This window comes from Pinisolibacter aquiterrae (assembly GCF_019160155.1).
GTDB classification, from domain to species: Bacteria; Pseudomonadota; Alphaproteobacteria; order Rhizobiales; family Ancalomicrobiaceae; genus Pinisolibacter; species Pinisolibacter aquiterrae.
Genome location: NZ_JAFNIH010000030.1, coordinates 43,226 through 68,200, shown reverse-complemented (window position 1 = coordinate 68,200; position 24,975 = coordinate 43,226). Strand labels below are relative to the sequence as shown.

At 70.6% G+C, this 24,975-nt stretch carries 22 protein-coding genes; 15 read left to right on the top strand and 7 right to left on the bottom strand.

Annotated elements, in window-relative coordinates; translation table 11 throughout:
* Positions 1-183: 183 nt before the first annotated feature.
* The 3 genes from J3S89_RS12270 (at position 184) to J3S89_RS12260 (ending at position 5,255) form a co-directional block, all read left to right on the top strand.
* On the top strand, positions 184-2,379 hold the full coding sequence (locus J3S89_RS12270; RefSeq protein WP_217927840.1) for a PepSY domain-containing protein: 2,196 nt from the start codon (positions 184-186) through the stop codon (positions 2,377-2,379).
* A gap of 188 nt (positions 2,380-2,567) precedes the next feature.
* Positions 2,568-4,058, top strand: coding sequence for an aldehyde dehydrogenase (locus J3S89_RS12265; RefSeq protein ID WP_217927839.1), 1,491 nt, complete (start codon positions 2,568-2,570; stop codon positions 4,056-4,058).
* Between the two features lie 165 nt (positions 4,059-4,223).
* Positions 4,224-5,255 carry a histone deacetylase family protein gene (locus J3S89_RS12260; protein ID WP_217927838.1) on the top strand — a complete coding sequence of 344 codons (1,032 nt, stop codon included), beginning with the start codon at positions 4,224-4,226 and terminating at the stop codon, positions 5,253-5,255.
* A 28-nt stretch (positions 5,256-5,283) separates the two neighbouring features.
* Here J3S89_RS12260 and J3S89_RS12255 read toward each other — a convergent pair whose 3' ends face one another.
* The 5 genes from J3S89_RS12255 to J3S89_RS12235 form a co-directional block, all read right to left on the bottom strand.
* Positions 5,284-6,105 carry an ABC transporter permease gene (locus J3S89_RS12255; protein ID WP_217927837.1) on the bottom strand — a complete coding sequence of 274 codons (822 nt, stop codon included), beginning with the start codon at positions 6,103-6,105 and terminating at the stop codon, positions 5,284-5,286.
* Positions 6,098-6,865 carry an ABC transporter ATP-binding protein gene (locus J3S89_RS12250; protein ID WP_217927836.1) on the bottom strand — a complete coding sequence of 256 codons (768 nt, stop codon included), beginning with the start codon at positions 6,863-6,865 and terminating at the stop codon, positions 6,098-6,100. The genes J3S89_RS12255 and J3S89_RS12250 overlap by 8 nt, the downstream gene beginning before the upstream one ends.
* 69 nt (positions 6,866-6,934) lie before the next feature.
* The gene (locus tag J3S89_RS12245; RefSeq protein ID WP_217927835.1) at positions 6,935-7,963 is read right to left on the bottom strand and encodes an ABC transporter substrate-binding protein; all 1,029 of its coding nucleotides are present in this window, start codon (positions 7,961-7,963) and stop codon (positions 6,935-6,937) included.
* A 191-nt stretch (positions 7,964-8,154) separates the two neighbouring features.
* Positions 8,155-9,720 (bottom strand): multicopper oxidase family protein, encoded by a 1,566-nt coding sequence (locus J3S89_RS12240; RefSeq protein ID WP_217927834.1) that lies wholly within the window; start codon positions 9,718-9,720, stop codon positions 8,155-8,157.
* A 98-nt stretch (positions 9,721-9,818) separates the two neighbouring features.
* Positions 9,819-10,181: a hypothetical protein gene (locus J3S89_RS12235; RefSeq protein WP_217927833.1), complete on the bottom strand. Its 363-nt coding sequence runs from the start codon at positions 10,179-10,181 to the stop codon at positions 9,819-9,821.
* A gap of 148 nt (positions 10,182-10,329) precedes the next feature.
* On the opposite strand from J3S89_RS12235, the gene J3S89_RS12230 reads away from it, so the two are divergent.
* The 7 genes from J3S89_RS12230 to J3S89_RS12200 all read left to right on the top strand — a co-directional run bounded on the left by J3S89_RS12230 (position 10,330) and on the right by J3S89_RS12200 (position 17,143).
* Positions 10,330-10,908: a hypothetical protein gene (locus tag J3S89_RS12230; protein ID WP_217927832.1), complete on the top strand. Its 579-nt coding sequence runs from the start codon at positions 10,330-10,332 to the stop codon at positions 10,906-10,908.
* Between the two features lie 86 nt (positions 10,909-10,994).
* On the top strand, positions 10,995-11,603 hold the full coding sequence (locus J3S89_RS12225; protein ID WP_217927831.1) for a TetR/AcrR family transcriptional regulator: 609 nt from the start codon (positions 10,995-10,997) through the stop codon (positions 11,601-11,603).
* On the top strand, positions 11,600-12,772 hold the full coding sequence (locus J3S89_RS12220; protein WP_217927830.1) for an efflux RND transporter periplasmic adaptor subunit: 1,173 nt from the start codon (positions 11,600-11,602) through the stop codon (positions 12,770-12,772). The genes J3S89_RS12225 and J3S89_RS12220 overlap by 4 nt, the downstream gene beginning before the upstream one ends.
* Positions 12,769-13,905, top strand: a complete 1,137-nt coding sequence (locus J3S89_RS12215) for an ABC transporter permease (protein WP_217927829.1) — start codon at positions 12,769-12,771, stop codon at positions 13,903-13,905. Before J3S89_RS12220 ends, J3S89_RS12215 begins: the two co-directional genes overlap by 4 nt.
* A gap of 4 nt (positions 13,906-13,909) precedes the next feature.
* Positions 13,910-14,608: an ABC transporter ATP-binding protein gene (locus tag J3S89_RS12210; RefSeq protein ID WP_217927828.1), complete on the top strand. Its 699-nt coding sequence runs from the start codon at positions 13,910-13,912 to the stop codon at positions 14,606-14,608.
* A gap of 130 nt (positions 14,609-14,738) precedes the next feature.
* On the top strand, positions 14,739-16,100 hold the full coding sequence (locus J3S89_RS12205) for a malonyl-CoA decarboxylase (RefSeq protein WP_217927827.1): 1,362 nt from the start codon (positions 14,739-14,741) through the stop codon (positions 16,098-16,100).
* A 152-nt stretch (positions 16,101-16,252) separates the two neighbouring features.
* Entirely contained in the window at positions 16,253-17,143 is an 891-nt protein-coding gene (locus J3S89_RS12200) for an alpha/beta hydrolase (protein WP_217927826.1), read from the top strand.
* A 22-nt stretch (positions 17,144-17,165) separates the two neighbouring features.
* Here J3S89_RS12200 and manD read toward each other — a convergent pair whose 3' ends face one another.
* Positions 17,166-18,374, bottom strand: a complete 1,209-nt coding sequence (gene manD, locus J3S89_RS12195; RefSeq protein WP_217927825.1) for a D-mannonate dehydratase ManD — start codon at positions 18,372-18,374, stop codon at positions 17,166-17,168.
* Between the two features lie 41 nt (positions 18,375-18,415).
* Positions 18,416-19,153 carry a GntR family transcriptional regulator gene (locus J3S89_RS12190; protein WP_217927824.1) on the bottom strand — a complete coding sequence of 246 codons (738 nt, stop codon included), beginning with the start codon at positions 19,151-19,153 and terminating at the stop codon, positions 18,416-18,418.
* Between the two features lie 146 nt (positions 19,154-19,299).
* Here J3S89_RS12190 and uxaC point away from each other — a divergent pair, with 146 nt between their 5' ends.
* The 5 genes from uxaC (at position 19,300) to J3S89_RS12165 (ending at position 24,944) form a co-directional block, all read left to right on the top strand.
* On the top strand, positions 19,300-20,700 hold the full coding sequence (gene uxaC, locus J3S89_RS12185; protein ID WP_217927823.1) for a glucuronate isomerase: 1,401 nt from the start codon (positions 19,300-19,302) through the stop codon (positions 20,698-20,700).
* A 99-nt stretch (positions 20,701-20,799) separates the two neighbouring features.
* The gene (locus J3S89_RS12180; RefSeq protein WP_420801295.1) at positions 20,800-21,987 is read left to right on the top strand and encodes an extracellular solute-binding protein; all 1,188 of its coding nucleotides are present in this window, start codon (positions 20,800-20,802) and stop codon (positions 21,985-21,987) included.
* A gap of 137 nt (positions 21,988-22,124) precedes the next feature.
* The gene (locus J3S89_RS12175; protein WP_217927822.1) at positions 22,125-23,198 is read left to right on the top strand and encodes an ABC transporter ATP-binding protein; all 1,074 of its coding nucleotides are present in this window, start codon (positions 22,125-22,127) and stop codon (positions 23,196-23,198) included.
* Entirely contained in the window at positions 23,195-24,079 is an 885-nt protein-coding gene (locus tag J3S89_RS12170) for an ABC transporter permease (RefSeq protein WP_217927821.1), read from the top strand. The genes J3S89_RS12175 and J3S89_RS12170 overlap by 4 nt, the downstream gene beginning before the upstream one ends.
* Positions 24,080-24,089: 10 nt before the next feature.
* The gene (locus tag J3S89_RS12165; RefSeq protein ID WP_217927820.1) at positions 24,090-24,944 is read left to right on the top strand and encodes an ABC transporter permease; all 855 of its coding nucleotides are present in this window, start codon (positions 24,090-24,092) and stop codon (positions 24,942-24,944) included.
* The last annotated feature ends 31 nt before the right edge of the window (positions 24,945-24,975 follow it).

The following is a 24,975-nucleotide window of genomic DNA, read 5'->3' as shown; positions in this document are numbered from 1 at the left end:
CGACGCGCGCACCATAGCCGAAGCGCGCGGCGGGTCTCGGGAAATTTGTAACGAGATGTCACGGCGGCGGGGATCGCCACATTCGATGACGAAAAAGCCTCGACGCGGGACATTCGCGGGACATGGCGGTGCCAGACCGATGTCGTGGCCTGCCCTCGGCGGGCCCGGGAATCGGAGTTCGTCATGTCCCTCTCAACGATCAGACCGACCCTCGTCAGCGCCCATCGCTGGGTGGGGTTGGTTCTCGCCCCCGTCTTTCTCCTGGTGATCCTGTCGGGCGCGGTCCTGTCCTTCCGGCCGATCGTGGCCGGGCTCGCCACCGACGCCCCCGGCGCGGCGGTCTCCGCTCCGGCGCTGACCCCGCTCGTCACCGCGCTCGATGCCCGCTCGAAGGTCACCGCCATCGCCATCGCCGATCAGGGCCGGGCGGTCGACGTGACCGCCGCCGACCCGACGGTCGCCGGACGCTGGGACATCGCCTCCGGCGCGCGCGTCGGCGACGTGCCCGGCGGCGTCGACGTCTTCGGCCTCGCCGAACGTCTGCACAAGCAGTTGCTGGTCGGCCTCGGCCTCCTCGTCGAAATCGCCTCCTGGGCGATGGTGGCGATCGTCGTCACCGGGCCGTTCCTGACGTGGCTGCGCTTCCGCAACACGCTGATCGGCTGGCACATGGGGGTCGGCTGGCTCCTGTTCCCGCTCGCCCTGATGGCACCCCTGACCGGCGTTCTGATGAGCCTGCACGTCGGCGAGGGCGGCACGCCGCTGCCGCGCGCGGCCCGTCCCGTCACCGTCGCTCAGGCGCTGACGATCGCCGCTCCCGACGTCGACCTCTCCGCTCTGGTCGAGGCGCGCGGTTTCCGTGGCGGCACGGTGATGATGCGCACCCGCGCCGGCGAGCCGGCGACCTTCGTCGTGACCGACACCCGCGCCAATCGCCTGACCAGTGGTCCGTCGTGGGTCAAGCAGATCCATGAGGGTCTGTGGGGCGGCGTCTGGTCCGGCCTCGTGAACTTCGTCGCGTCGATGGCGCTCCTCGCCCTCACCGTCACCGGCGTCTGGTCGTGGTATGCGCGGCGGCGGCGCGAACGTCCGGCGAAACTCGCCGACACGCTCGACGTGCTCGTCGCCCACGCCAGCCAGACCGGCACCGCGACGCGCTATGCCGAAGCGACCGCCGAGGCGCTGCGCGCCGGGGGCGAGACCGTCGCGGTCGCGCCGCTCGGCACGCTCGAGGCGTCCGACCTGGGTCGCGCCCGTCTCGTTCTCGTCGTCGCCTCGACCACCGGCGAGGGCGAGATCCCCGACGGCGCGCGCCGCTTCGTGACGGCGCTCGCGCCCGACGCGCTCGCCGGCGTGCGCTATGCCGTGCTCGGTCTCGGCGATCGCAGCTACGCGCAATTCTGCGGCGGCGCCGAACGTCTGCGCGTCGCGCTGAAGGCGGCCGGCGCCGAGGAATGCCTGCCGCCGGCCCGCGCCGATCGCGACCCCGGCCCGACCTGGACGGCATGGATGCGCGATCTCGACCTGCGCCTCGGCGTGAAGGTCGGCGGCACCACCGTGCCGGTCGAGGGGCCGGTGCTCGCCCTGCGTCTCGCCGAACGGCGCCGTCTCGACGACCCGAGCGGCGGCGACACCCAGGAGACCTGGGCGATCGGCCTGACCAGCGCGACGCCGCTCGACTTCCGCCCCGGCGACCTCCTGCGGATCGCCCCGGAACCGGGCGCGCGCGAGCGCAGCTACTCGATCGGCAGTTCGTCGCGCACCGACCCGCATCGGATCGACCTCACGGTGAAGCTGCACCTGTGGAGCGACGCCGACGGGCGGCAGGGCACCGGCCTCGTGTCGGAGCATCTGACCCGGTCGTGGCCGATCGGCCAGGAGATCGCGGCGCGGCTCACCGCCCACCCCGGCTTCAACCCGCCCGACGATCCGCGCCGGCCGATCCTCCTGATCGCCTCGGGCACGGGCATCGCCCCCTTCCCCGGCTTCCTCGCCGAGCGGAAGGCCACGGGGCGGGCCGGACCGGCCTGGCTCGTCTTCGGCAACCGTCACGCGAACGGAGACTACCTCTACCGCGAGACCTTCGAGACGGCCCTCGCCCAGGGCACGCTCACCCGGCTCGACACCGCCTTCTCGCGGGACGCGAACGGAATGCGCGTGCCGGCGCGGCTCGCCGGCCTCGCCGAGACCGTCCGCCGCTGGCTGACGGACTCCGACGCGCTCGTCTACGTCTGCGGTCGTCGCGCCCTGGTCGACGGCGTGCTCGAGGCGCTGGCCACGGCTCTCGCCGGTGCCGCCGGGACCGACCGCGCGGCGGCGGAGGCCGAAATCGACCGGCGCGTCGCAGACGGCCGGATCCGCATCGACGCCTTCGACTGAGGCGTCTCGGGATCGCCGGGCCGCTCCGCCCGGCGATCCCCCCCTCGGGGCGCGCGCACGATCGAGACGCACGACCCGATTGCCCGGACGGCCGCGCCGTGGGACGTGTGGCATCGACGAGATGCCGCGCGTCCCTTGCGTCGTGACGGCGACCCCGCCGACGCGCCGCCCGAGAGGAGCCCCCGACGATGACCGAGCGCAACCGTGACCATTGGGCCGCCGAGGCGCGCGCCCTCGCCTTCCCCCGGCGCGCCCTCGTCGACGGGCGCTTCGTCGACGCCGTCTCGGGCGCGACCTTCGACTGCGTCGATCCGGCGACCGGCCGCGTGCTGACGACGGTCGCGGCCTGCGACGCCGCCGACGTCGATCTCGCGGTCGCCGCGGCGCGGCGGAGTTTCGAGAGCGGGGTGTGGTCGCGCCGCGCGCCGGGCGAGCGCAAGGCGGTGCTGCTCAGGCTCGCCGAGCTGATCCGGGCGCATCGCGACGAGTTGGCCCTGCTCGAGACCCTCGACACCGGCAAGCCGATCGCCGACACGCTCCACGGGGACATTCCCGGCGCGGCCGCCACGGTGCAGTGGTATGCCGAGGCGATCGACAAGCTCTACGACGAGATCGCCCCCGCCCCGCCGGGTCATCTCGCTCTGGTCCGGCGCGAGCCGCTCGGCGTGGTCGGAGCGGTGGTGCCGTGGAACTTCCCGCTCGAGATGGCGGTATGGAAATGCGCGCCGGCGCTCGCGGCGGGCAATTCGGTGGTGCTGAAGCCGGCCGAACAGTCGCCGCTGACGGCACTCCGCTTCGCCGAGCTGGCGCACGAGGCGGGGCTCCCGCCGGGCGTGCTCGCGGTCCTGCCCGGGTTCGGGCCGACCGCCGGCAAGGCGCTCGGCCTGCACATGGACGTCGATTGCCTCGCCTTCACCGGGTCGACCGAGGTCGGCAAGCTGTTCCTGATCTACGCCGGACAGTCGAACCTCAAGCAGGTCTGGCTGGAATGCGGCGGCAAGAGCCCCAATCTGGTCTTCGCCGACTGCCGCGATCTCGACGCCGCCGCCGATGCCGCCGCTCATGGGATCTTCTTCAATCAGGGCGAGGTCTGCTCGGCCGCCTCCCGGCTGCTGGTCGAGCGTTCGATCGCCGAGGTCTTCACCGCCAAGGTGGCGGAGCGCGCTCGCGCCGTCCGCCTGGGCGACCCGCTCGATCCCGCCACCACCATGGGCGCGATGATCGACGAGCGCCACACCGACCGCGTGCTCGCCCATATCGAGGCCGGCCGGCGACAGGCCCACCTCGCCCTCGGCGGCAACCGCGTCGTCGTCGGCGACAGCCGCGCCTTCGTCGAGCCGACGATCTTCACCGGGGTCGACAACGACCACGTCATCGCCCGCGAGGAGATCTTCGGCCCGGTGCTGGCGATCCTGCCGTTCGACACCGAGGAGGAGGCGATCGCCATCGCCAACGATACGATCTACGGTCTCGCCGCCTCGGTGTGGACCGCCGATCTCGGCCGCGCCCACCGGGTCGGCGAACGGCTGAAGGCCGGGACGGTCTCGGTCAACTGCGTCGACGCCGGCTCGACGGCGACCCCCTTCGGCGGCTTCAAGCAATCCGGCTTCGGCCGCGATCTGTCGCTGCACGCCTTCGACAAGTTCACCGGGCTGAAGACCACCTGGATCAGCTATTGAGCCGGCGCCGCCCGCACCGCCGGGGCGGACGACGGGCGTCGCGCGCGAGGCGGCGGGCACCTTTCCTCATGGCGGTCTCGCGAAACCTCGACTCCTCGGCCTCTCGCCGGACTGCTATGGGAGGGTGACCGGCGTCCCCTGGCCGTCGGGTCCGGAGGTGTCCGCATGATCACCGTTCACTCCCCCGACCACGTCCTGCGCGCCGCCCGCACCGAACTCGCCGGGGGCCGATTGGTGCCGCCGTTCGAATGCCCGGAGCGGGTCGCCTTCGTCCTCGACCGCATCGCCGCCGTCGGCCTCGGCGCGGTGGTGACGCCGGAGGCGCAGGGGCTCGATCCGGTGCTCCGGGTCCACGACGCCGGCTTCGTGCGCTTTCTCGAGACCGCCTGGGACGAATGGGTGGCGAGCGGGGCGGCCGGCGAGGCGATCCCGATCATCTGGCCGGCGCGGCGCATGTCGCAGGATCGGATCCCGCGATCGATCACCGGGCGGCTCGGCCATTACGCGCTCGCCGCCGAGACCTCGATCTCGCAGGGCACCTGGGCGGCGGCGCGCGCCGCCGCCGACGTCGCGGTCGGCGCGGCGGATCGGGTCCTCGGCGGGGAACGCGCCGTCTTCGGACTTTGTCGGCCGCCCGGCCATCACGCCGCACGCGACATGTTCGGCGGCTACTGCTTCCTCAACAACGCCGCGATCGCGGCGCAGCGCCTGCGCGATCGCGGGCTCTCGCGGGTGGCGATCCTCGACGTCGACTTCCATCACGGCAACGGCACGCAGGACATCTTCTACGACCGCGACGACGTGGTCTATCTCTCCCTCCACGGCGATCCGATGGACGCCTTCCCCTATTTCCTCGGCCATGCCGACGAGATCGGCGTCGGCGCGGGCGAGGGGTTCAACGCCAATTTCCCGCTGCCGCGCGGCACGCTCTGGCCGCGCTGGTCGGCGGCGCTCGCCGAGGCGATCGGCCGGGCGCGGCGGCTCGGCGCCGAGGTGCTGGTGATCTCGCTCGGGGTCGACACCTTCGAGGGCGATCCGATCAGCTTCTTCAAGCTGACCTCGGACGACTTCCTGCGCATGGGCGAGGCGATCGGCCGGGCCGGATTGCCGACCGTGTTCCTGATGGAGGGCGGCTACGCCGTCGCCGAGATCGGCCTCAACGCGGTCAACGTCCTCATGGGGTTCGAGAGCGTGTGACGGCGGGCGGCCGTCGGCCGGCGCGGGATCAGCCGCGCCAGCCGAGGAAGCGGCGTTCGACGAGGTCGATGATCCAGCTGACGAGCAGCCCGAGGATCGACAGGAGCGCGACGCCGGTGAAGAGGCGCTCGAGATCGTAGAGCGCGCCCGCCTCCAGGATGTAGGCGCCGACGCCGTGCTCGGCGCCGATCATCTCGGAGGCGACGAGCAGGATGATGCCGATCGAGATCGAGACCCGGAGCCCCGAGAGGATGCCGGGGAAGGCGCCGGGCAGCACGATCTTGGAGACGATCGACCACCAAGAGAGGCCGAAGCTCTGCCCCATGCGGATCAGGCCGCGATCGACGTTGTCGACGGCGCCGAAGGTCGCCACCACCGTCGGCGTGAAGGTGCCGAAGGCGATCAGCGCGTATTTCGAGGCCTCGTCGATGCCGAACCAGACCACGAACAGCGGCAGCAGCGCGATCTTGGGGATCGGGAACAGCGCCGCGACCAGCGGCACCAGCCCGGCCCGGACCAGACCGAAAAGGCCGATCATCACGCCGAGCGAGACGCCGACGCCGATGCCGATCGAACCGCCGACCAGGATGCGGCGCAGCGACGGCACGAGGTGAATCCAGAGCTGCCCGCTCCGCCACAGGTCGACGAAGGTGGCGAAGACCGCCGAGGGACGCGGCAGCGTCAAGGCCGAGATCCAGCCGGTGCGGGTGCCGAGTTCGGCGGCGGCGATCAGGATCACGAACACCGCGAGCCCGACGCCGGGCACCGGCCGGGGCGCGAAGCCCCGCCCGCGAAAGGCGACCGGATTGCCCCGGCGATCGTCGCTGCCCTCGTCTCGTCGTTCACTCACCGAGCAACTCCCGATCCGCCGCGACCGCCTCGTCGCGCATCAATTCCCACAATTGCCGCTGATGCGCCTCGAGGACGGGATCGCCGAGGTGGCGATCGCTCAGCGGCATGTCGACCGTGAGGATCTCGCGGATCCGTCCCGGCCGGCGCGACAACACGACGATCCGATGGCCGAGGCGCACCGCCTCGGAGAGATTGTGGGTGACGTAGACCGCGGTGAAGGGCTGGCGCGTCCACAGGGCGACGAGGTCGTCCAACAACAGCTCGCTGGTCTGGCTGTCGAGCGCGGAGAGCGGCTCGTCGAGGAGCATCACCGCCGGGCGCACCGCGAGGGCGCGGGCGATGGCGACGCGCTGCTTCATGCCGCCCGAAAGCTGCTTCGGCAGAGCGCCGGCGAATTCGGAGAGGCGAGTGCGGGCCAGGACGTCGGCGACGATCGCGTCGATCTCGGCGCGGCCGAGGCGATGATCCTCGAGCACCAGCCGGACGTTGCCCTCGACGGTCCGCCAGGGCAGCAGCGCGAAATGCTGGAAGACGTAGGTCAGCGGATTGAGCGAATCGGACGGCGGTTCGCCGACGGTCAGCACCCGGCCGGCGCGCGGCTCCTCGAGCCCGCCGAGGAAGCGCAGCAGGGTCGACTTGCCGCAGCCGGAGGGGCCGACGAGGCAGACGATCTGCCCATGCGGGATATCGAGCGAAACCTCTCGCAGAACCTCGACCGATCCATAGGAATGGCCGACGTTCTCGATCAACAGATCCATGTCCGTCTCCGCCGGAGGGGGGCCGGGGCCGAGACGGCGCGCGTCCTGCGCGACGCCTCGGCGCGTCGGTCAGATGGTCTCGACATAAGAGGTGTCGAAGACCATCTCGGGCGTGACGGTGTCCTTGACCATCTTTTCCGCCTTGAACCAATCGAGCTGCTCGCGCAGCGACTTCATCGACAGCGCGAGGCCGCGGTTGATGCGGGTCGCGTCGGAGACGAGCGTCGCGCGGGCGACATCGGCCGGGGTCGTGGTGTTGACGTAGCGATGAACGATCTCGGCGATGGCGTCGACCTCGCTCGCCGGAGCGGTGCGGTCGACGAAGGCGTCGTCGAAATCGTCGACCGCGCGGGCATAGGCCTTGAGGAAGGCCTTGGTCTTGGCACGGTCGTCGGAGGCGTTGGCCTTGGAAGTGAAGACCGTCGTCACCTGATAGTCGGGCGCGTAATCGGAGATCACGCCGATCTGCTTCGCGGTGCCGGCGTCGATCATCTTCTTGGCGATGCTCGGCTGGATCGCCCAGCTGTCGATCTGACCGCTCGAGAGCGCGGCGACGATCGCGCCGAGCTTCTGCAGCGGCCGCAGCGAGATCTCGGACATCGGCACGCCGACCGCCTGCGCCACCTTGTGGATCATGAAATGGAACGAGGACCCGGCCGTGGTGATGCCGAAACTGTGGCCGGCGAGATCCTTCGGGCTCTTCAGCCCGGCTTCCCAGGCCTTGTTGGAGGCGAGCACGACCGAGCCGACGTGGCCCTTCTCCTCGCGCAGGGCGCCGCCGATGACGCGGACCGCATCCTTCTCGGCGAGCGAGACGAGACCGCCGCTCATGGCGGTGACGCCGTAGTCGGCGTCGCCCGAGGCGATCGCCACGGCGAGCGGCTGGGCCGCCTCGAAGAACTTCAGCTCGACGTCGAAGCCCTCGTCGCGGAAATAGCCGCGCTCATGGGCGATGAAGCTCGGCGCATGGCTACCGAGACGCAACACGCCGAGGTTCAGCTTGGTCGCCGCGCGCGAGGGCGTCGGAACGAGCCCGGCGAGGCCGAGGGCACCGGCGCCGACCAGGAGCCGTCGGCGATCGAAAGCGTGAGATAGCATCGTGGGGTCCCTTCTTCCCTGCGGAAGACGCCCCTCGTTGTGGCCGACGGTTCGCTCCGCGGAGGGATACATACAACAATCCACGACGCGGGTCTTCCCTCGAGAGCCCAAGTCCGACAAGGGCATGCGCCCGCCCGGGCGGCGCCGGGAGAGAGGGCGGCGGCGCCTCCCCTCTCCCGGCCCGCGCGCCTTCAGCCGACGCCCTCGTAGGCGAAGGAGCCCATCATGCCGGTCGCCATGTGGTAGAGATGGTGGCAGTGGAAGGCCCACTTGCCGGGGTTCCCGGCGTCGACCGCGACGGTGACCGCGCGCATCGGCGGCACCAGGACGGTGTCGCGCACCGCGCCCGCGAAGGGCGTCCCGTCGATCGCCACGACCTGGAAATGATGGCCGTGCAGATGCATCGGGTGGGCCATCATCGACATGTTGCGCATGGTGATCTCGATCCGCTCGCCGCGCTTCACCGCGACGTCGCCGCCCGCCATCGCCCATTGGTAGCCGGCCATGGTGCCCGTCAGGGTCACGTCGTAACGGCGATCGGGCGCGCGCGGCGCAAGTGGCGCCGCCGCCCGCAGCCGCGCCTCGAACTCGAGATCGAGCACCCCGGCCTTGGTCGAGGCGACCGCCTCGATGCGCTTCACCGGGGCGCCGGCGGTCGCCAGGACGATGCCGGTGCGCTCGACCGCGCCTTCGCGTCGCGCCAGGACGGGGAAGGCGCCGCCCTCCTTCGGAACGGTCACGCGCAGGTCGATGCGCTGGCCCATCGACAGCGGGAAGGCCCGGCCGGCGACGGGGGCGACCGGCTGGCCGTCGACGGCGACCACCGTCGCCTCGAGCGCGCCGGTGTCGAGGACGAAGGCGGTCGAGGTGGCGGCGTTGATGATGCGCAGGCGGACCCGGCCGCCGGCCGCGACTTTCGTCACCTCCGGATCGCTCAGGGTGCGGTCGTTGGCGAGATAGGCGTCGTAGTCGACGTCGTTCAGGTCCATCGCCATCCCCGCCATGCCCCCGGGCATGGCGCCGTGATCCATGCCCATGCCCCCGGGCATGGCACCATGATTCATCCCCATGCCGCCCGGCATGGCGCCGTGGTTCATGGCCATCCCCGGCATCGATCCCATCCCGGGCATCGACCCGTGGTTCATGCCCATCCCGGGCATGGATCCGTGATTCATCGCCATGCCGGGCATGGCGCCGTGGTCCATGCCGTGTCCGGCCGAGGGCTTGCGCAGATCCGCCAGGATCTCCTCCGGCGAGCGGAAGGCGAAGTCGTGCAGCAGCATCACCACCTCCTGCTCGTCGGCGGCGCGATCGGCGGCGGTGCGGACGATCAGGGGCGCGGCGAGCAGGCGTTGTTCCTGGAGCGTATGAGCGTGCATCCAATGGGTGCCGCCGTCACCGACCGCGAAGTCGTAGGTCCGGCTCTCGCCGGCGGCCATCAGCGGCTTCGGGGCATCGGGCACGCCGTCCTGATCCCAGGGCGGGGTGAGGCCGTGCCAATGGATCAGCGTCGGCTCGGCGAGGCGGTTCGAGAGTGCCACCGCGAAGCGGCTGCCGGCATCGAGGACGAGGCCCTGACCGCCGTCGGGGCGGACGAGGCCGAGGACGGTGGCGGCGCGGCCGTCGACGTCGAGGGTGCGGGTGGTCGCGGCGAGGGGGGCCGGCGTCTGGGCGAGCCCCGAGCGAACGAAGGGGAGCGAGGCGAGCGGAGCGGCGCCGACGGCGACGCTCGCGCGCAGGAAGTCACGACGATTCATGGATCCGTCTCACGATCTGGTCGACCCCTCAGGGGTCGGGAAGGGAATCGGGCGAGGCCGAGCCTCGACGATCGACGCCGCGAGGGGCGCCGTTCCGGTCAGATCGTCGCCCTCGGCGGATCGAAGGGCGGACGCGAGGGGATGCCCTCGGGCAGGCGTTGCTCGGCGAGGCGCGGCACGGTCGAGCGCCCGGCGATCACCGGGTCGGAGCCGGCGGCCGCGATCAGCGGCGCCGCGCAGGTGGAGACGCAACAGGCATGCGCCGCGCCGCAATGGGTCGAGCGGGGATCGGCCTTGATGGGCGTCGCGTGATCCATGCCGGCGTGCCGATGCCCGGCCTCGGCGCTCGCGACCGGCGTCGCCGCCGACGCGCAGGGCGCCGCGCGCGCGGCCGTGAACGGCGCGAGGATCAGGGCCAGCGCGACCCAGACGGCAAAGACGATGCGCAACCCGCGTCTCATGGCGATCCTCGAGAACGCCTCAGGTTAGCACGACGGCGCGCGGCGCGAAGGCCCTCCCCGTTCACGTGCTCGTCAGAGCCGATCGGCCCGCGCCATGGTAGCCTCATCCGGGCGCGTCATGCGCACCGCCTTCCTGATCGGGATTCCCATGCGGCCATTCCTCGTCGTCCTTCTCCCGGCTCTCGTCCTGCCGCTCGCCGCCTCCGCCGAGGAACCGGCGCCGATGGGGCACGTGCATTCGATGAGCGGCCATGCGATGCACGGGATGCCCGCCGCGGCCGCGGCGCCGAGAGAGCCGGGTCAGGGGGCCTTCGCAGCGATCCAGGAGATCGAGGAGATCCTCGAGGCGGATCCTTCCACCGACTGGTCGAAGGTCGACCTCGAGGCGTTGCGGCGGCATCTGATCGACATGAACCGGGTCACTCTCGAGGCCGAGGTGAAGAACGAGGCGATCGACGGCGGGATGCGATTCGTGGTGACGGGCGTCGGGCCGGTCGCCGATTCGATCCGCCGGATGGTCGTCGCCCATGCCGCGACCATGAACGGGGTCGGCGGCTGGACCTTCGAGGCGGCGCGGACGGAGGCCGGGGCGGTGCTCACCGTCCGGGTGCCGCCGCAGGACCTCGCCAAACTCCGGGGCCTCGGCTTCATCGGCGCGATGACGCGCGGCATGCATCATCAGGAGCACCACCTGACGATCGCCCGAGGCGGCCATCCCCACCCCTGAGAGTCCCACCGAGGACCGCGACGCCCCTTGCGGAACCGCGACCGATCAGGCAAAGTTAGTTTGTCATAACTAACTAAAGAAGTCCCATGCGCAAACGGGCGAGCGAACGACGGCAGGAGATCATCGAGGCGATGTTGCGGCTGGCGGTCGAGGTCGGGCCGGACCGGCTGACGACGCAGGCCGTCGCCGATGCGGTCGGGCTCACCCAGCCGGCGATCTTCCGCCATTTTCCGACCCGAACGGCGCTCTGGCTCGGGGTCGCCGAGGAGATCTCGGCGCGGATGCGGGCGCGTTGGGCCGAGGCGAGCGCCGTCGAGGGCCCCTCCCCGCTCGCCGATGTGCGCCGGCTGGCGCTGGCGCAGATGGGGGTGATCGCGGCCGAGCCGTCGATCCTGGCGATCGTGTTCTCGCACGAGCTGCGCGTCGCCGACGCGGCGCTGGCGGCGGTGTTTCGCGGTCTGATGGCCGATCTCACGGCGCAGTTCGTCCGCCTCTTCACCCGCCTCGGGCCGGCGCTCACGCCCTCGCCGCAAGATGCGGCGCTGCTCGTCCTCGGCCTCCTCCAGGGCCTCGCGCTGCGCTGGTCGCTCGCCGGACGCGGTTTCGACCTCGTCGCGGAGGGCACGCGCCTCCTCGACCTTCAGCTCGCCGGCCTCCTGTGCCCGGCCTCGTCCCAGACCGGAGATCGCCCGTGAACCGCGCCGTCAAACTCGCCCTTCTCGCCGCGACCGTGGCCGCTCTCGGGTTCGGGGCCTTTCGCTTTTCCGCCTCGCGGCCGGTGAGCGTCACCGTCGCCGCGCCGATCGCCGACGTCGCCGTCCAGGTGTTCGGCCTCGGCACCCAGGAGGCGCGCATCGCCTCGCGGCTCGGGTTCGAGACCGCCGCCGCGCTGGTCGAGCTCAACGCCGACCACGGCGACCGGGTCGCCAAGGGCACGCTCCTCGCCCGGCTCCAGGACGGCGAGCAGCGCGCCCGCGTCGCCAAGTCCGCCGCCGGGGTGAGCGCCGCCGAGACCGCCCTCGCCAAGGCCGAGGCGCTGGCCGAGCGGGCGACGGTGATCGCCCGCCAGAAGGCCCAGATCAACGAGCGCCGCCAGTCGCTGGTCGAGCGGCGCACCGTGTCGGTGGAGGCGGCCGAACAGGCCGAGATGGACGCCCGCGTCGCCACCGCCGATCAGGCGATCGCCGCCCGCGACGTCGAGGTCGCCCGCGTCGGGCTCGACACCGCCCGCGCCCAGTTGGTGCTCGACGAGGTGCTGCTCGAGCGCCACCGGCTGGTCGCGCCCTTCGACGGCGTGGTGATCGCCCGCACCCGCGAACTCGGCGCGGTGATGAACCCGGGCGAGGCGCTGTTCACGCTGGTCGATCCGGCGACGGTGTGGATCCAGGCCTTCGTCGACGAGGCGCGGGCCGGCGATCTCGCCGTCGGCCAGCCGGCCGAGGTCAGGCTGCGCTCGCGTCCCGGCGAGGTCTTCGCCGGGGCCGTCGCGCGCGTCGGCCTCGAGAACGACCGTGTCGGCGAGGAACGCCGCCTCTATGTCGATTGCCGCGACTGCCCGGCCGACTTCCATCTCGGCGAACAGGCCGAGGTGATCGTCACCACCCGCCGGCTTGCCGAGGCGCTGGTCGTCGCGGAAAAGGCGGTGCAGATGACGGCGCCGGCCGAGGGCGTGGTGTGGACGGTCGAAGGGGGCCGGCTCGAGGAGCGGACCGTGCGCCTCGGCGCGCGTCTCCTCGACGGCCGGGTCGCCATCGTCGGCGGTCTGCCGGAGGGCGCGCGCGTGGTCGCGGCGCTGCCGGCGAGCGGGCTCATGGCGGGACGGGCGGCGCGGATCGTCGAACCGGCGGCGGAGGCGGCGCGATGAACCTGGCGATCCGCGACATCCGCCACAATCTCGGGCGGTTCCTGCTGACCTCGATCGGCCTCGGGCTGCTGCTCGGGGTGGTTCTGTCGATGATCGGCATCTATCGCGGCCTCGTCGCCGATGCCCTCTCCCTGGTGCGCGGGCCCGGCGCCGATCTCTGGGTGGTGGAGACGGGTACGCGCGGCCCCTTCGCGGAGGGGTCGCGCATTCCCGGCGACACCCGCGAGGCGGTGGCGCGGCTCGCCGGCGTCACGGAAGCCGGATCGATGACCTTCCAGAGCCTCGAGGCGCTCCATCGCGGCCGCAAGCTGCGGCTCCAGGTGGTCGGCCACGAGCCCGATCGGCTCGGCGGCCCGGCCGTGATCACCGAGGGGCGCGGCCTCGCGCGCGGCCGGTTCGAGCTGATCGCCGACGTCAAGACCGGGCTCGTCCTCGGCGAGCGGATCGCGCTCGGCGGCGACGTCTTCACCGTCGTCGGGCTGACCCGGGGCGCGGTCTCCTCGAGCGGCGACCCGGTGGTGTGGATGTCGCTGCGCGACAGCCAAGTCCTGCAATTCCGCCTGTCGCCGGCCCCGGCGCGGCGCGAGGCGGCGCGCGGTCCGGTCGCGACCGGCGCGCCCGACACGGTCAACGCGGTCGTCGCCCGGGTCGCCGCGAACGTGCCGGTGGAGAGCGTCACCGAGGCGGCGCGGCGCTGGAAACATCTCGCCGCCATGACCCAGGACGAGCAGGAGACCATCCTGACCCGCTCCGTGGTGGAGAAGGCGCGCCAGCAGATCGGCCTCTTCACCACCGTGCTCCTGACCGTCTCGACGGTCATCATCGCCCTCATCATCTACACGATGACCATGGACAAGCTGAAGGAGATCGCCACCCTGAAGCTGATCGGCGCGCCGGACGGGCGCATCGTCGGACTGATCCTGCAACAGGCGCTGGCGCTCGGGCTGATCGGCTTTTCGGCCGGCGCGACCCTCATCACCCTGGTCAAGGATCACTTCCCGCGCCGGGTGGTGATGCTGCCGGAGGACGCGATGGCGCTCGGGGTGATCGTCGTGGTGGTCTGCGTGCTGGCGAGCGGGCTCGGCGTGCGGCTCGCCTTGAAGGTCGATCCGGCCACGGCGCTCGGGAGCTGACGCGATGACCGAGACCTCCCCCGCCCCGCTCGTCTCGATGCGCGGCCTCGCCAAGCACTACGGCGAGGGCTCGGCCCGCGTCGACGCGCTGAAGGGCGTCGATCTCGATCTGATGCCCGGCGAGGTGGTCGGCCTGCTCGGCCCCTCCGGCTCGGGCAAGACGACGCTCCTCAACCTGATCGGCTGCATCGCCGAGCCGAGTGGGGGGACGCTCCTCCTCGACGGCGAACGGATCTGGGACGGGCGTTGGCTGCGGCCGGATCTGCGCCGGCTGCGGCTCGAGAAGATCGGCTTCATCTTCCAGTTCCACAATCTGCTGCCGTTTCTCGACGTCACCGACAACGTGGCGCTGGTGCTCGACATGGCGGGCATTCCGCGCCGCCCCGCGATCGAGCGGGCGCACGAGTTGCTCGACTATCTCGAGGTCGGCCATCGCAAGACGGCGCGGCCGTCGAGCCTCTCGGGCGGCGAGGCGCAGCGCGTGGCGATCGCCCGGGCGCTCGCCAATCGGCCGCGCATCATCCTCGCCGACGAGCCGACGGCGGCGCTCGACGGTCAGCGCGCCGGCATCGTCATGGATCTCCTACGGAAAGTGGCGGTCGACCGGCATGCGACCGTGGTCGTGGTCACGCACGACGAGAAGATCTACGATCGCTTCGATCATATCTTCACCCTGCGCGACGGGCGGGTGGTCGACGGCTGAGCCTCCCCCTTTCGTCCGTCTTCGAGCGATGCGTCTTGCTTCCGCCACGTCGAGCGGGTCCCATCGGTTTCGAGCCCGGTGTCGTGGTTCCGCGATGCCGCGTCGAAACCCCCTCGAACGAGGAGCGGACATGAAGACGTTGCTGACCAATCTCTCCGGCCGGAAGGTCGCCACCCTGGTCGGGGATCTGCTCGAGACGATCTCGTTGTGGTCGACCGGCAAGGGGCGCGGGCCGGTCGGTGCCGACGCGCTCCTGGAGACCGTCGAGGCGCTGCTGTCGCGGCGCGGCGAGGCCTCCGGGGTGATGCTGGCGCGGCTCGTGCTCGACGCCTATGAGGACGCCTCCGCCGAGGAGAAGACCCTGTTCCTGCGCACACTGTGCGAGAGCTTCGGCGCCGACGAGACGGCGCTCGCCGCCGCGATCGAGGCCTTCCACGTGGCCCCGTCGCCGCAGGCGGCCGCGCGGCTCAACGCCGCCAGCGAACCGCGCCGGCGCGAGGTGCTGCGGCGCCTCAATCTGGCGCCCGAGGGGACGCCGGCGCTGGTGCGGATGCGCGAGGACGTGTTGGCGCGCCTGCGCGAGGAGCCCGGCCTCAAGCCGCTCGACGACGATTTCGCCCAGGTCTTCGCGTCCTGGTTCAATCGCGGATTCCTCACCCTGCGCCCGATCGACTGGCACACGCCGGCGGCGGTGCTCGAGAAGATCATCCGCTACGAGGCGGTCCACGTCATCGAGGGCTGGGACGACCTGCGCAGCCGGCTCGCCCCGCCCGACCGGCGCTGTTTCGCCTTCTTCCATCCGGGCCTGCCGGACGAGCCGCTGATCTTCGTCGAGGTGGCACTGACCCGCGCGATCCCCGACGCGATCGCCCCCCTGCTCGTGCTCGCGCGCGATCCGATCGCGGCGGAAGAGGCGACCACGGCGGTGTTCTATTCGATCTCCAACACCCAGAAGGGCCTGGCCGGTGTCTCCTTCGGCAACTTCCTGATCAAGCAGGTGGTGGAGGATCTGCGCCACGCGCTGCCCAACCTGACCACCTTCGTGACGCTGTCGCCGGTGCCGGGCTTCGCCAAATGGCTCGCCAAGGAGCGCGCCGACGCGGCCTCGACGCATCTCGGGGCGAGCGAACGCACGGCGCTCGACCGGCTCGACGATCCGGAGTGGCATCGCGATCCGGCCGCCTGCGAGGCGATCCGTCCGGCGCTGCTCGCCGCCGCCGCGCGCTACTTCCTGGTGGCGCGGGTCGACGGGCGCCTGCCCGATCCGGTCGGCCGCTTCCATCTCGGCAACGGCGCGCGGCTGGAACGGCTCGACTTCCTCGGCGATCGCTCACCGCAGGGCCTCGCCCAATCGCACGGGCTGATGGTGAACTACCTCTACGTGCTCGAGGACATCGAACGCAATCACGAGGAATTCGTCGAACGGTCGGTCGTCACCGCCTCGAGCGAGGTGCGCAAACGCCTGCCGCGCGAGGCCGTCGCCAAGGTCTGACGCGGCCGGCCGCCGATCCCGCGCCGTCGCCGATGGGAGGCATGCGGCGGCGCGGTTTTCTCCGGGCGCACGGTCTGGTCTTCTCCTCGGTCGCGGCCTCCGGCGCCGGAGGCCGCGACCGCACCCACCGACGATCCCGATCGAGGACGGCGATGAAGAAACTCCTCTCCCGCCTCGCAGGGATCGCCGCGCCGGCCCCGGCATCGGTCGCCTCGACCTCGGGACGCTCGGCGCTCGACTTTCTGATTCGCGAGGACGGTGTGCGTTTCGAGGGCGCGATCGCCTATGGGCCGCTCTCGCGCCATCGGCTCGACGTCTTCACCCCGCTCGCCCGCGCCGACGGGCCGATCGTGCTGTTCCTCTACGGCGGCGCCTGGACGAGCGGCGATCGCGGCACCTACGAATTCGTCGGAACCGCCCTCGCCTCGCGCGGGATCACCACGGTGATCGCCGATTATCGTCTCCATCCGGAGGTGCTCTACCCCGCCTTCGTCGAGGATGCCGCCCTCGCCTACGGCTGGGTCGATCGGCATCTCGCCCGGGGCGACGCCAGCGCGCGGCCGGTGTTCCTGATGGGCCATTCGGCGGGGGCGCACATCGCGGCGCTTCTGGCCGTCGACGACCGCCGGCTCGCGGCCGGGGCCCCCGGCGCGGCGCGGCCGGCCGGGCTGATCGGCCTCGCCGGACCCTATGCCTTCGATCCGGCCTTCGATCCGACCACCTGGAAGTCGACCGCCGCGATCTTCGCGCCGGCCGCCGAGGCGCCGGACCGGGGGCGGCCGATCGCCTTCGTCGGGGCGCGGCGGCCGATCCCGGCGCTGCTCCTGCACGGCCGGCTCGATCGCACCGTCATGCTCCAGAACACGCGCGACTTCACCGCCGCGCTGGTGGCGGCCGGCGGCGAGGCGCGGGCGATCGAATATGCCGGCATCGGCCATGTCGGCCTCGTCTCGGCGCTCGCCCGCCCCTTGCGCTGGCGCGCCGAGGTGCTCGACGACGTCGACGCCTTCATCGGGCGGGCGACGCGGTCCGCCGGGGCGTGACCCGGGCGGACCGCCGGACGCCTCACCAGTTCCACATGGTCCCGTCCTCCAGCCGGCAGACCGGCAGATAGGCGGGGTCGTAGGGATATTTCGCCGCCAGCGCCTCGTCGATCTCGACACCGTGGCCGGGCGCCTCGCCGGGATGGAGGTAGCCGTCGGAGAACGTATAGGCGTGGGGGAAGACCGCGTCGGTCTCGGGGGTGTGGCGCATGTATTCCTGGATGCCGAAGTTCGGCACCCAGATGTCGAAATGGAGCGCCGCGCCCATGCACACCGGCGAATTGTCGGTGGCGCCGTGCGAGCCGGTCTTGATCTGGTAGAGGGCGGCGAGATCGGCGATGCGGCGCAACTGGGTGATGCCGCCGGCATGGACCACGGTGGTGCGGATGTAGTCGATCAGCTGATTCTGGATCAGCTCGCGGCAGTCGTGGATCGAGTTGAAGATCTCGCCCACCGCCAGCGGCGTGACGGTGTGCTGGCGCACCAGCTTGAAGGCTTCCTGGTTTTCGGCAGGCGTGCAGTCCTCTAGCCAGAACAGGCGGTAGGGCTCCAGCGCCTTGCCGAGCCGACCGGCCTCGATCGGGGTCAGGCGGTGGTGGGCATCGTGGAGGAGATGGGGGCCGAAGCCGTAGACCTTGCGAAGTTCCTCGAAGAGTTTCGGCACGAAGTCGAGATATTTCTCGGTCGACCAGATCTGCTCCTCGGGCAGGCCCTTGGTGGCCGGCTCGTAGAAGAGCGTGCCGCGACCGATGCCGTAGGCGGTCTTCATGCCGGGAATGCCGGTCTGGGCGCGCACGGCCTTGTAGCCCATCTCCAGATATTTCCCGACCTGATCGGTGGTCTCGGCGAGGTCGCGGCCGTTGGCATGGCCATAGACCATCACGCCCTCGCGCGAGCGGCCGCCGAGCAGCTGATAGAGCGGCAGGCCGGCCGCCTTGGCCTTGATGTCCCAGAGCGCGGTGTCGACGGCGGCGATGGCGCTCATGGTGACGGGGCCGCGCCGCCAATAGGCGCCGCGATAGAGATATTGCCAGATGTCCTCGACCTGATGGGGATCGCGGCCGATCAGGCAGGGGATCACATGGTCGGTGAGATAGGAGGCGACGGCGAGTTCGCGCCCGTTGAGGGTGGCGTCGCCGAGGCCGGTCAGGCCCTCGTCGGTCTCGATCTTCAGGGTCACGAAATTCCGTCCCGGGCAGGTCACGATGACCCGGGCTGCGGTGATCTTCATGGTCGTCTCTCCCTGGGGCGGCTTTCTCGTTGGTGTTCGGCTCAGTCCGCGAGCGGTCCGGTGGCGGCCTCCCCGGGCTCGCGGTCGGGGGCCTCGAAGAGATCGGGCCAGCGAGCGGCGAGCTTGGGCAGCGACACCAGGATTTCGGTGAGATGGGTACGCATGGCGGCCTCGGCGGCGGCGGGATCGCCGGCCTCGACCGCCGCGAGGATGTCGAGGTGCTGGGCGAGCACCGTCTTCATCGGAATGGCGTCGGACATGTCGAGATAACGGACACGGTCCATCTGCGCCTTCTGCTCCTCCACCACGTGCCAGGCGTTGGGCCGGCCGGCGGCGGTGGCGAGGAGGTGATGGAAGGTCTCGTCGAGGGCGAAGAGACGCTCGCCGTCGCCGGCGACGATCGCCCGCGCGGTCTCGTCGAGACAGGCGCGCACTTCGGCGAGCGCCCGGCGATCGGCGCGCCGCGCCGCTTCGCGCGCGACCGCGCATTCGATCGCCTCGCGGACGAAACGCGCGTCGGCCACCGCCTCGAACGAGATCTTGACCACCATCGTGCCGCGCTGGGGCAGCACCCGCACCAGGCCGGCTTCCGCGAGTTTGATGAAGGCCTCGCGCACCGGCTGGCGCGACACGCCGAATCGGCGCGCCAGGTCCTGCTCGGAGAGCTTCTCCCCCGGCTTGATCCGCATGGTGACGATGGCATGGCGCAGCCATTCGACGAGACGTCGAGCGATCGGTTCGGCGGAGGTGGCCATTTCGGGGGGGACGATCGAATTCATGAGGTGAAGACTACCATACGAGTTTCCACTTGCGAAGCGTTAACTTCCATACTAGCCTTCCTCTCAATCAACGAGACGGCTCGACCAAGCGGCCGTCCCCCGCGTGCCTCGAAGGCCGTGACCCCTGGGAGGAGAGGCGTTTCGCCATGTTGCATCCCGACCGGCTGTTCCCGGCCGACCCCGCCACGCGCGACGTCGCGCGCCGCCTCTACGGACGGGTTCGCGATCTGCCGATCCTGTCGCCGCACGGCCATACGGATCCGCGCTGGTTCGCCGAGAACGAGCCCTTCGCCGACCCCGCCTCGCTGTTCGTGGTGCCCGACCACTATGTCTTCCGCATGCTGATGAGCCAGGGCCTCCGGCTCGAGGATCTCGGCGTGCCGCGGCGCGACGGCGGCGCGGTGGAAACCGACGGGCGTAAGATCTGGCGGCTCTTCTGCGCCAATTGGCACCTCTTCCGGGGCACGCCGTCGCGGATGTGGCTGTCGCATGCCTTCGAGGGTCTGTTCGGCATCGACGAGGCGCCGAGCGCGGCCAATGCCGACCGGCTCTACGACACCATCGCCGAGGCGCTGGCGCGGCCCGAATACCGCCCGCGCGCGCTCTATGAGCGGATGAACATCGAGGTGCTCGCCACCACCGAGAGCCCGCTCGACGATCTCCGCCACCACGCCGCGATCCGCGCCTCCGGCTGGGCCGGCCGCGTGATCACCGCCTATCGGCCCGATCCGGTGGTCGACCCCGAGCATCGCGGCTTCCTCGCCAATCTCGCGAAATTCGCCGAGATCGCCGACGTCGACGTCGGCACCTTCGCGGGCTATCTCGAGGCGCATCGTCGCCGACGGGCGTTCTTCAAGTCGATGGGCGCGACCTCGACCGACCATGGTCATCCGACCGCCGCCACCGCCGATCTCTCCACCGCCGAGGCCGAGGCGCTCTATGCCGAGGTGCGGCGCGGCACGGCGACGCCCGCCCAGGCCGAGACCTTCCGGGCGCAGATGCTGACCGAGATGGCGCGGATGAGCCTCGACGACGGGCTCGTGATGCAGATCCATCCCGGCGCCTTCCGCAACCACAACGCGGAGGTGTTCGAGCGGTTCGGCGCCGACAAGGGTGCGGACATCCCGACCCGCACCGACTACGTGCGGGCCTTGAAGCCGCTGCTCGATCGCTTCGGCAATTCGCGCGACCTCACCATCGTCCTCTTCACCCTCGACGAGACCACCTACGCGCGGGAACTGGCGCCGCTCGCCGGGCACTATCCGGTGCTGAAGCTCGGGCCGGCGTGGTGGTTCCACGACAGCCCCGAGGGCATGCGGCGCTACCGCGAACAGGTGACGGAGACCGCCGGCTTCTACAACACCGTCGGCTTCAACGACGATACCCGCGCCTTCCCCTCGATCCCGGCGCGTCACGACGTGTCGCGGCGGATCGACTGTGCCTTCCTCGCCGATCTGGTCGTCACCCATCGGTTGGACGAAGACGAAGCCGGCGAGGTCGCCCACGACCTCGCCTACCGCCTCGCCAAGGCGGCCTATCGACTGTGACGCAAGGCGCCCGGGCCTCGACGGTCCACCGGGCGCCGCACTTCACCGCGCCGGGCGGAGAAACCGGCGTGTGAAAACAGTGACCGAAGGGAGAGAGTCATGTTCGTTCGTTCGATGTCCCGCCGCATGTTCCTGCAGGCCACCGGCGGCATCGCCGGTCTGGCGGTCGGCGGAACCCCGGTGTTCGCGGCGCTCGCCAAGCCGGCGTCGCCCGTCACCCTCAACATCGTCGACGTCGCCGGCAATCTGGCGCTGACGCAGAAGGCGATCGAGAACTATCGCAAGGCCAAGCCCGACTGGGTCTCGCGCATCATCTTCTCCAAGGCGCCGGCGCCGGAGCTTCCCGGCAAGCTCAAGGCGCAGCAGGACGCCAACCGCGTCGACATCGACATGGTGCTGACCGGCACCGACGTGCTGTCGGCCGGCGTCGAACAGAAGCTCTGGCAGGATCTGATTCCGGCCCATGCCGCCGACCTGCCGAAGCTCCAGGACATCTTCCTCGAGCCGGCGTGGCGGATGCAGGCGCTGGCGCAGGGCCAGGGCGTGGTCGTCACCTATTATCCCTCCGGGCCGCTCTTCGAATACGCGCCCGAGCGGGTCAAGACGGTGCCGAAGACGGCGGCCGAGCTGCTCGCCTGGGCCAAGGCCAATCCGAAGCGCTTCATGTATGCCCGTCCGGCCAACTCCGGTCCCGGCCGCACCTTCCTGATGGGCATGCCCTATCTCCTCGGCGACAAGGATCCGACCGATCCGATCAAGGGCTGGGACAAGACCTGGGCTTTCCTCAAGGAACTCGGCACCACCATCGACAACTACCCGTCCGGCACCACGCCGACGATGAAGGCGCTGGGCGAGGGCTCGGTCGACATGATCGCCACCACCACCGGCTGGGACATCAACCCGCGCGTGCTCGGCGTCGTGCCGAAGTCGGCGGAAGTGTTCGCGCTCGAAGGCTTCAAGTGGGTCTGCGACGCACATTACATGTGCATCCCCAAGGGGGTGAGCGCGGAGAAGGTGGCGGTCCTGCTCGACCTCATGAACCATCTCCTCACCCCCGCCCAACAGGCCTATGCCTTTGACGAGGGCTATTTCTATCCGGGCCCGGCGGTGAAGGGCGTGACGCTCGCCATGGCGCCGAAGGAGAGCCAGGACGCGATCGCCGAGTTCGGCCGTCCCTCCTACGAGAAGCTGATCGCCTCCGCGCCGATCGAACTGCCGCTCGCCGCCGACAAGCTCGTCGCCGCCTTCCGGCGTTGGGACGAGGAGATCGGCTCACGCGGTAAGTGAGCGACCGGGCCGGCGGCGACCTCGGCCGCCGCCGGTCCCCCGCTCCGCCCGGGACGCCGCCGGCGTCCCTCTCCCTGCTCCCCGTCCGCGATGCCGGCGAGGGGCGGTATCTTCGTGCCTCGAGCGAGAGCCGTTTCATGACCGCCGGACCCGCGACGTTCAAACAATTGCGCCTGGAGGGGGTGAAGCGCACCTTCGGCGCCTTCAACGCCCTTCGAGGCCTCGATCTCGTCATCGAACGCGGCGAATTCATCGCCCTGCTCGGCCCCTCGGGCTGCGGCAAGACCACCGCGCTCAACTGTATCGCGGGTCTCCTCGACGTCAGCGGCGGGCGCATCATGCTCGACGATCGCCGCGTCGATCGGCTCCGGCCGGAGGAACGCGGCTTCGGCATGGTGTTCCAGAACTATGCGTTGTTCCCGCACATGAGCGTGCGCCGCAACGTCGGCTTCGGGCTGAAGATGCGCGGGGTGCCGAAGGACGAGCTGAACCGGCGGGTCGACGCCGCGCTCGCCACCGTGCGGCTCGAGGCACAGGCCGACAAGCTGCCGGGCCAGCTCTCCGGCGGCCAGCAACAGCGCGTCGCCATCGCCCGCGCCATCGTCATCGAGCCGCCGCTGGTCCTGATGGACGAGCCGCTCTCCAACCTCGACGCCAAGCTCCGGCTCGAGATGCGCGCCGAGATCCGCCGCATCCACCGCTCGCTCGGCTCGACGACGATCTACGTCACCCACGACCAGGAAGAGGCGCTGTCGCTCGCCGACCGCATCGTCGTCATCCGCGACGGGGCGATCCGTCAAGTCGGCACGCCGGCCGAACTCTATTCGGCACCGGCCCATCTCGACGTCGCCGACTTCATGGGCTTCCGCAACCGCATCGACGGCACCGTGATCGCCCGCGACGGCGAGTGCGTCACCCTCGACGTCGGCGACGGCGCCCACATCATCGGCCTCGCCCGCGACGGGGTCGCGGGCGGCCGGGCAGTGGCGGCGGCGCGGCCGGACGACCTCGAGCCGACCGAGGCGGCCGACGGCATCCCCGCCGTGGTCGAGGCGATCGAGTTCCGAGGGCGCGAATACCATGGTCTGGCGCGGACGCCGAACGGTCAGGAACTGCACTTCGGCTCGCTGAAGCCGGTCGGGCTCGGCGAGACCATCCGCCTCGGCGCGGCGCCGGAGAAGGTCCTCGTCTATCCGGGAGAACCGGCATGACCGACGACGGCCCGACCCTGATCCAACGGCTCCGCGCCAACGGGCTCGACGGGGTGACGCTCCTGGTTCTGCCCTGCGTGGCGGCGGTGGTGGCGCTCTTCGTCTACCCGTTCTTCTATGGGCTGTTCCTGTCGTTCGAACCGAAAGATGGAACGTTTCTCGGCAATTACCGCAATTTCTTCACGGACGCGTTCCTCTACGACACGATCTGGACGACGCTGCGGCTGGCGATCCCGGTCACGGTGGTCAACCTTCTGGCGGCGCTGCCGATCGCCTTCCGGGTGCGGCTGATGCGGCGCCAGCGGTTGCTCACGACCATCCTGGTGCTGCCGATCACACTCGGCACGGTGCTGGTCGCGGAGGGCATGCTGTTCTACTTCGGACCGCAGGGCTGGTTCACCCGATCGCTGATGGCGCTCGGCGTGCTCGATCATCCGCTCTCGATCACCCACGGTTATTGGGGCGTGTTCCTGTCGCTGGTGATCACGGGCTTTCCCTTCACCTTCCTCCTGATCCTCTCCTACGTGACCGGCATCGATCCGTCGCTCGAACAGGCGGCGGCGACGCTCGGGGCGAGCCCGGCGGCGCGGTTCCGCGAGGTGTTCCTGCCGCTGTTGCTGCCGGGATTGGCGATCACCTTCTGCCTCAGCTTCGTCCAGGCCTATTCGGTGCTGCCGTCGGCGATCCTGGTGGGCGATCCCTCCAACACCACCCGCGTGATCTCGATCGCGGCCTATCAGGCGGCCTTCGAGGCCTACGACTACTCGCTCGCCTCGGCGATCGCGATGATCATGGGCGCTGTCCAGCTCGGCGTCGTCGCCGTGGTGCTCGGCGCGCGCGGCCTGTTCTATCGCGGCCCCGTCGCCGCGGCGAAAGGGTGAGGAGAGGCCCATGTCCGCCGACACTTCCGCCAGCAAGACGACGCTCTCGACGCGGCTGTGGGCCGCCGGCGTTTGGACCGTCGTCGGCTTCTTCGTGCTCAATCTGATCGGCCTGATCGGCTCGGTCCTCACCTCGTCCTTCGCCACGCGCTGGCTCGGGACGTGGTTCCCGCACGGCTTCACCACCAAATGGTATTTCGCCGCCTGGGAGGAGTTCCAGCTCGGCGACGTCCTGTGGATCACCTTCGAGGTGGTCGGCGCGGTGGTGGTGCTCTCCGGCCTCCTCGGCGTTCCCGCCGCCTATGCGATGGCGCGGCGCGAGTTCCGGGGCAAGCGCGCGGTGATGCTGCTCCTCCTCCTGCCGCTCCTGGTGCCGTCTGTCACCTACGGCATTCCGCTCGCCACCGTGCTCTACAAGTTCGGCCTCGGCGGCTCGCTCGCCGGCGTGATCCTCGCCAATCTGGTGCCGACGGTTCCCTTCGTGGTGCTGGTGATGATCCCCTTCATCGAGCAGATCGATCCGCGCATCGAGGCCGCCGCCCGCGTCTTCGGCGCCGGCACCCTCCAGGTCTTCGTCTATGTTCTGGTGCCGATCCTGATGCCCGGGGTGCTGGCGGCGCTGTTGCTCGTCCTGGTGCGGACCATCGCCATGTTCGAACTGACCTTCCTGGTCGCCGGACCGGGATCGCAAACGCTGGTGGTGGCGCTCTACTACGCGGTCTTCGCCTCGGGCGTGCGCGCGGTGCAGTCGATCGACGCGATGGCGGTCGTCTACATGGTGACGACTCTCGTCTGGCTGATCATCGCGCTGAGGTTCGTCAACCCGACCCAGATCGTGGCGCGCGCCAAACGCGGCGATCACTGACCCCGTCGCCGCCCGCGCGACGGCGGGCGGC

Bases quoted from the DNA above. Each gene is read 5' to 3' on its own strand.
- J3S89_RS12270 (WP_217927840.1), top strand. From the start codon at position 184: ATGTCCCTCTCAACGATCAGACCGACCCTCGTCAGCGCCCATCGCTGG.
- J3S89_RS12265 (WP_217927839.1), top strand. From the start codon at position 2,568: ATGACCGAGCGCAACCGTGACCATTGGGCCGCCGAGGCGCGCGCCCTC.
- J3S89_RS12260 (WP_217927838.1), top strand. From the start codon at position 4,224: ATGATCACCGTTCACTCCCCCGACCACGTCCTGCGCGCCGCCCGCACC.
- J3S89_RS12250 (WP_217927836.1), bottom strand. From the start codon at position 6,865: ATGGATCTGTTGATCGAGAACGTCGGCCATTCCTATGGATCGGTCGAG.
- J3S89_RS12245 (WP_217927835.1), bottom strand. From the start codon at position 7,963: ATGCTATCTCACGCTTTCGATCGCCGACGGCTCCTGGTCGGCGCCGGT.
- J3S89_RS12240 (WP_217927834.1), bottom strand. From the start codon at position 9,720: ATGAATCGTCGTGACTTCCTGCGCGCGAGCGTCGCCGTCGGCGCCGCT.
- J3S89_RS12235 (WP_217927833.1), bottom strand. From the start codon at position 10,181: ATGAGACGCGGGTTGCGCATCGTCTTTGCCGTCTGGGTCGCGCTGGCC.
- J3S89_RS12230 (WP_217927832.1), top strand. From the start codon at position 10,330: ATGCGGCCATTCCTCGTCGTCCTTCTCCCGGCTCTCGTCCTGCCGCTC.
- J3S89_RS12225 (WP_217927831.1), top strand. From the start codon at position 10,995: ATGCGCAAACGGGCGAGCGAACGACGGCAGGAGATCATCGAGGCGATG.
- J3S89_RS12215 (WP_217927829.1), top strand. From the start codon at position 12,769: ATGAACCTGGCGATCCGCGACATCCGCCACAATCTCGGGCGGTTCCTG.
- J3S89_RS12210 (WP_217927828.1), top strand. From the start codon at position 13,910: ATGACCGAGACCTCCCCCGCCCCGCTCGTCTCGATGCGCGGCCTCGCC.
- J3S89_RS12205 (WP_217927827.1), top strand. From the start codon at position 14,739: ATGAAGACGTTGCTGACCAATCTCTCCGGCCGGAAGGTCGCCACCCTG.
- J3S89_RS12200 (WP_217927826.1), top strand. From the start codon at position 16,253: ATGAAGAAACTCCTCTCCCGCCTCGCAGGGATCGCCGCGCCGGCCCCG.
- manD (WP_217927825.1), bottom strand. From the start codon at position 18,374: ATGAAGATCACCGCAGCCCGGGTCATCGTGACCTGCCCGGGACGGAAT.
- J3S89_RS12190 (WP_217927824.1), bottom strand. From the start codon at position 19,153: ATGAATTCGATCGTCCCCCCCGAAATGGCCACCTCCGCCGAACCGATC.
- uxaC (WP_217927823.1), top strand. From the start codon at position 19,300: ATGTTGCATCCCGACCGGCTGTTCCCGGCCGACCCCGCCACGCGCGAC.
- J3S89_RS12180 (WP_420801295.1), top strand. From the start codon at position 20,800: ATGTTCGTTCGTTCGATGTCCCGCCGCATGTTCCTGCAGGCCACCGGC.
- J3S89_RS12175 (WP_217927822.1), top strand. From the start codon at position 22,125: ATGACCGCCGGACCCGCGACGTTCAAACAATTGCGCCTGGAGGGGGTG.
- J3S89_RS12170 (WP_217927821.1), top strand. From the start codon at position 23,195: ATGACCGACGACGGCCCGACCCTGATCCAACGGCTCCGCGCCAACGGG.
- J3S89_RS12165 (WP_217927820.1), top strand. From the start codon at position 24,090: ATGTCCGCCGACACTTCCGCCAGCAAGACGACGCTCTCGACGCGGCTG.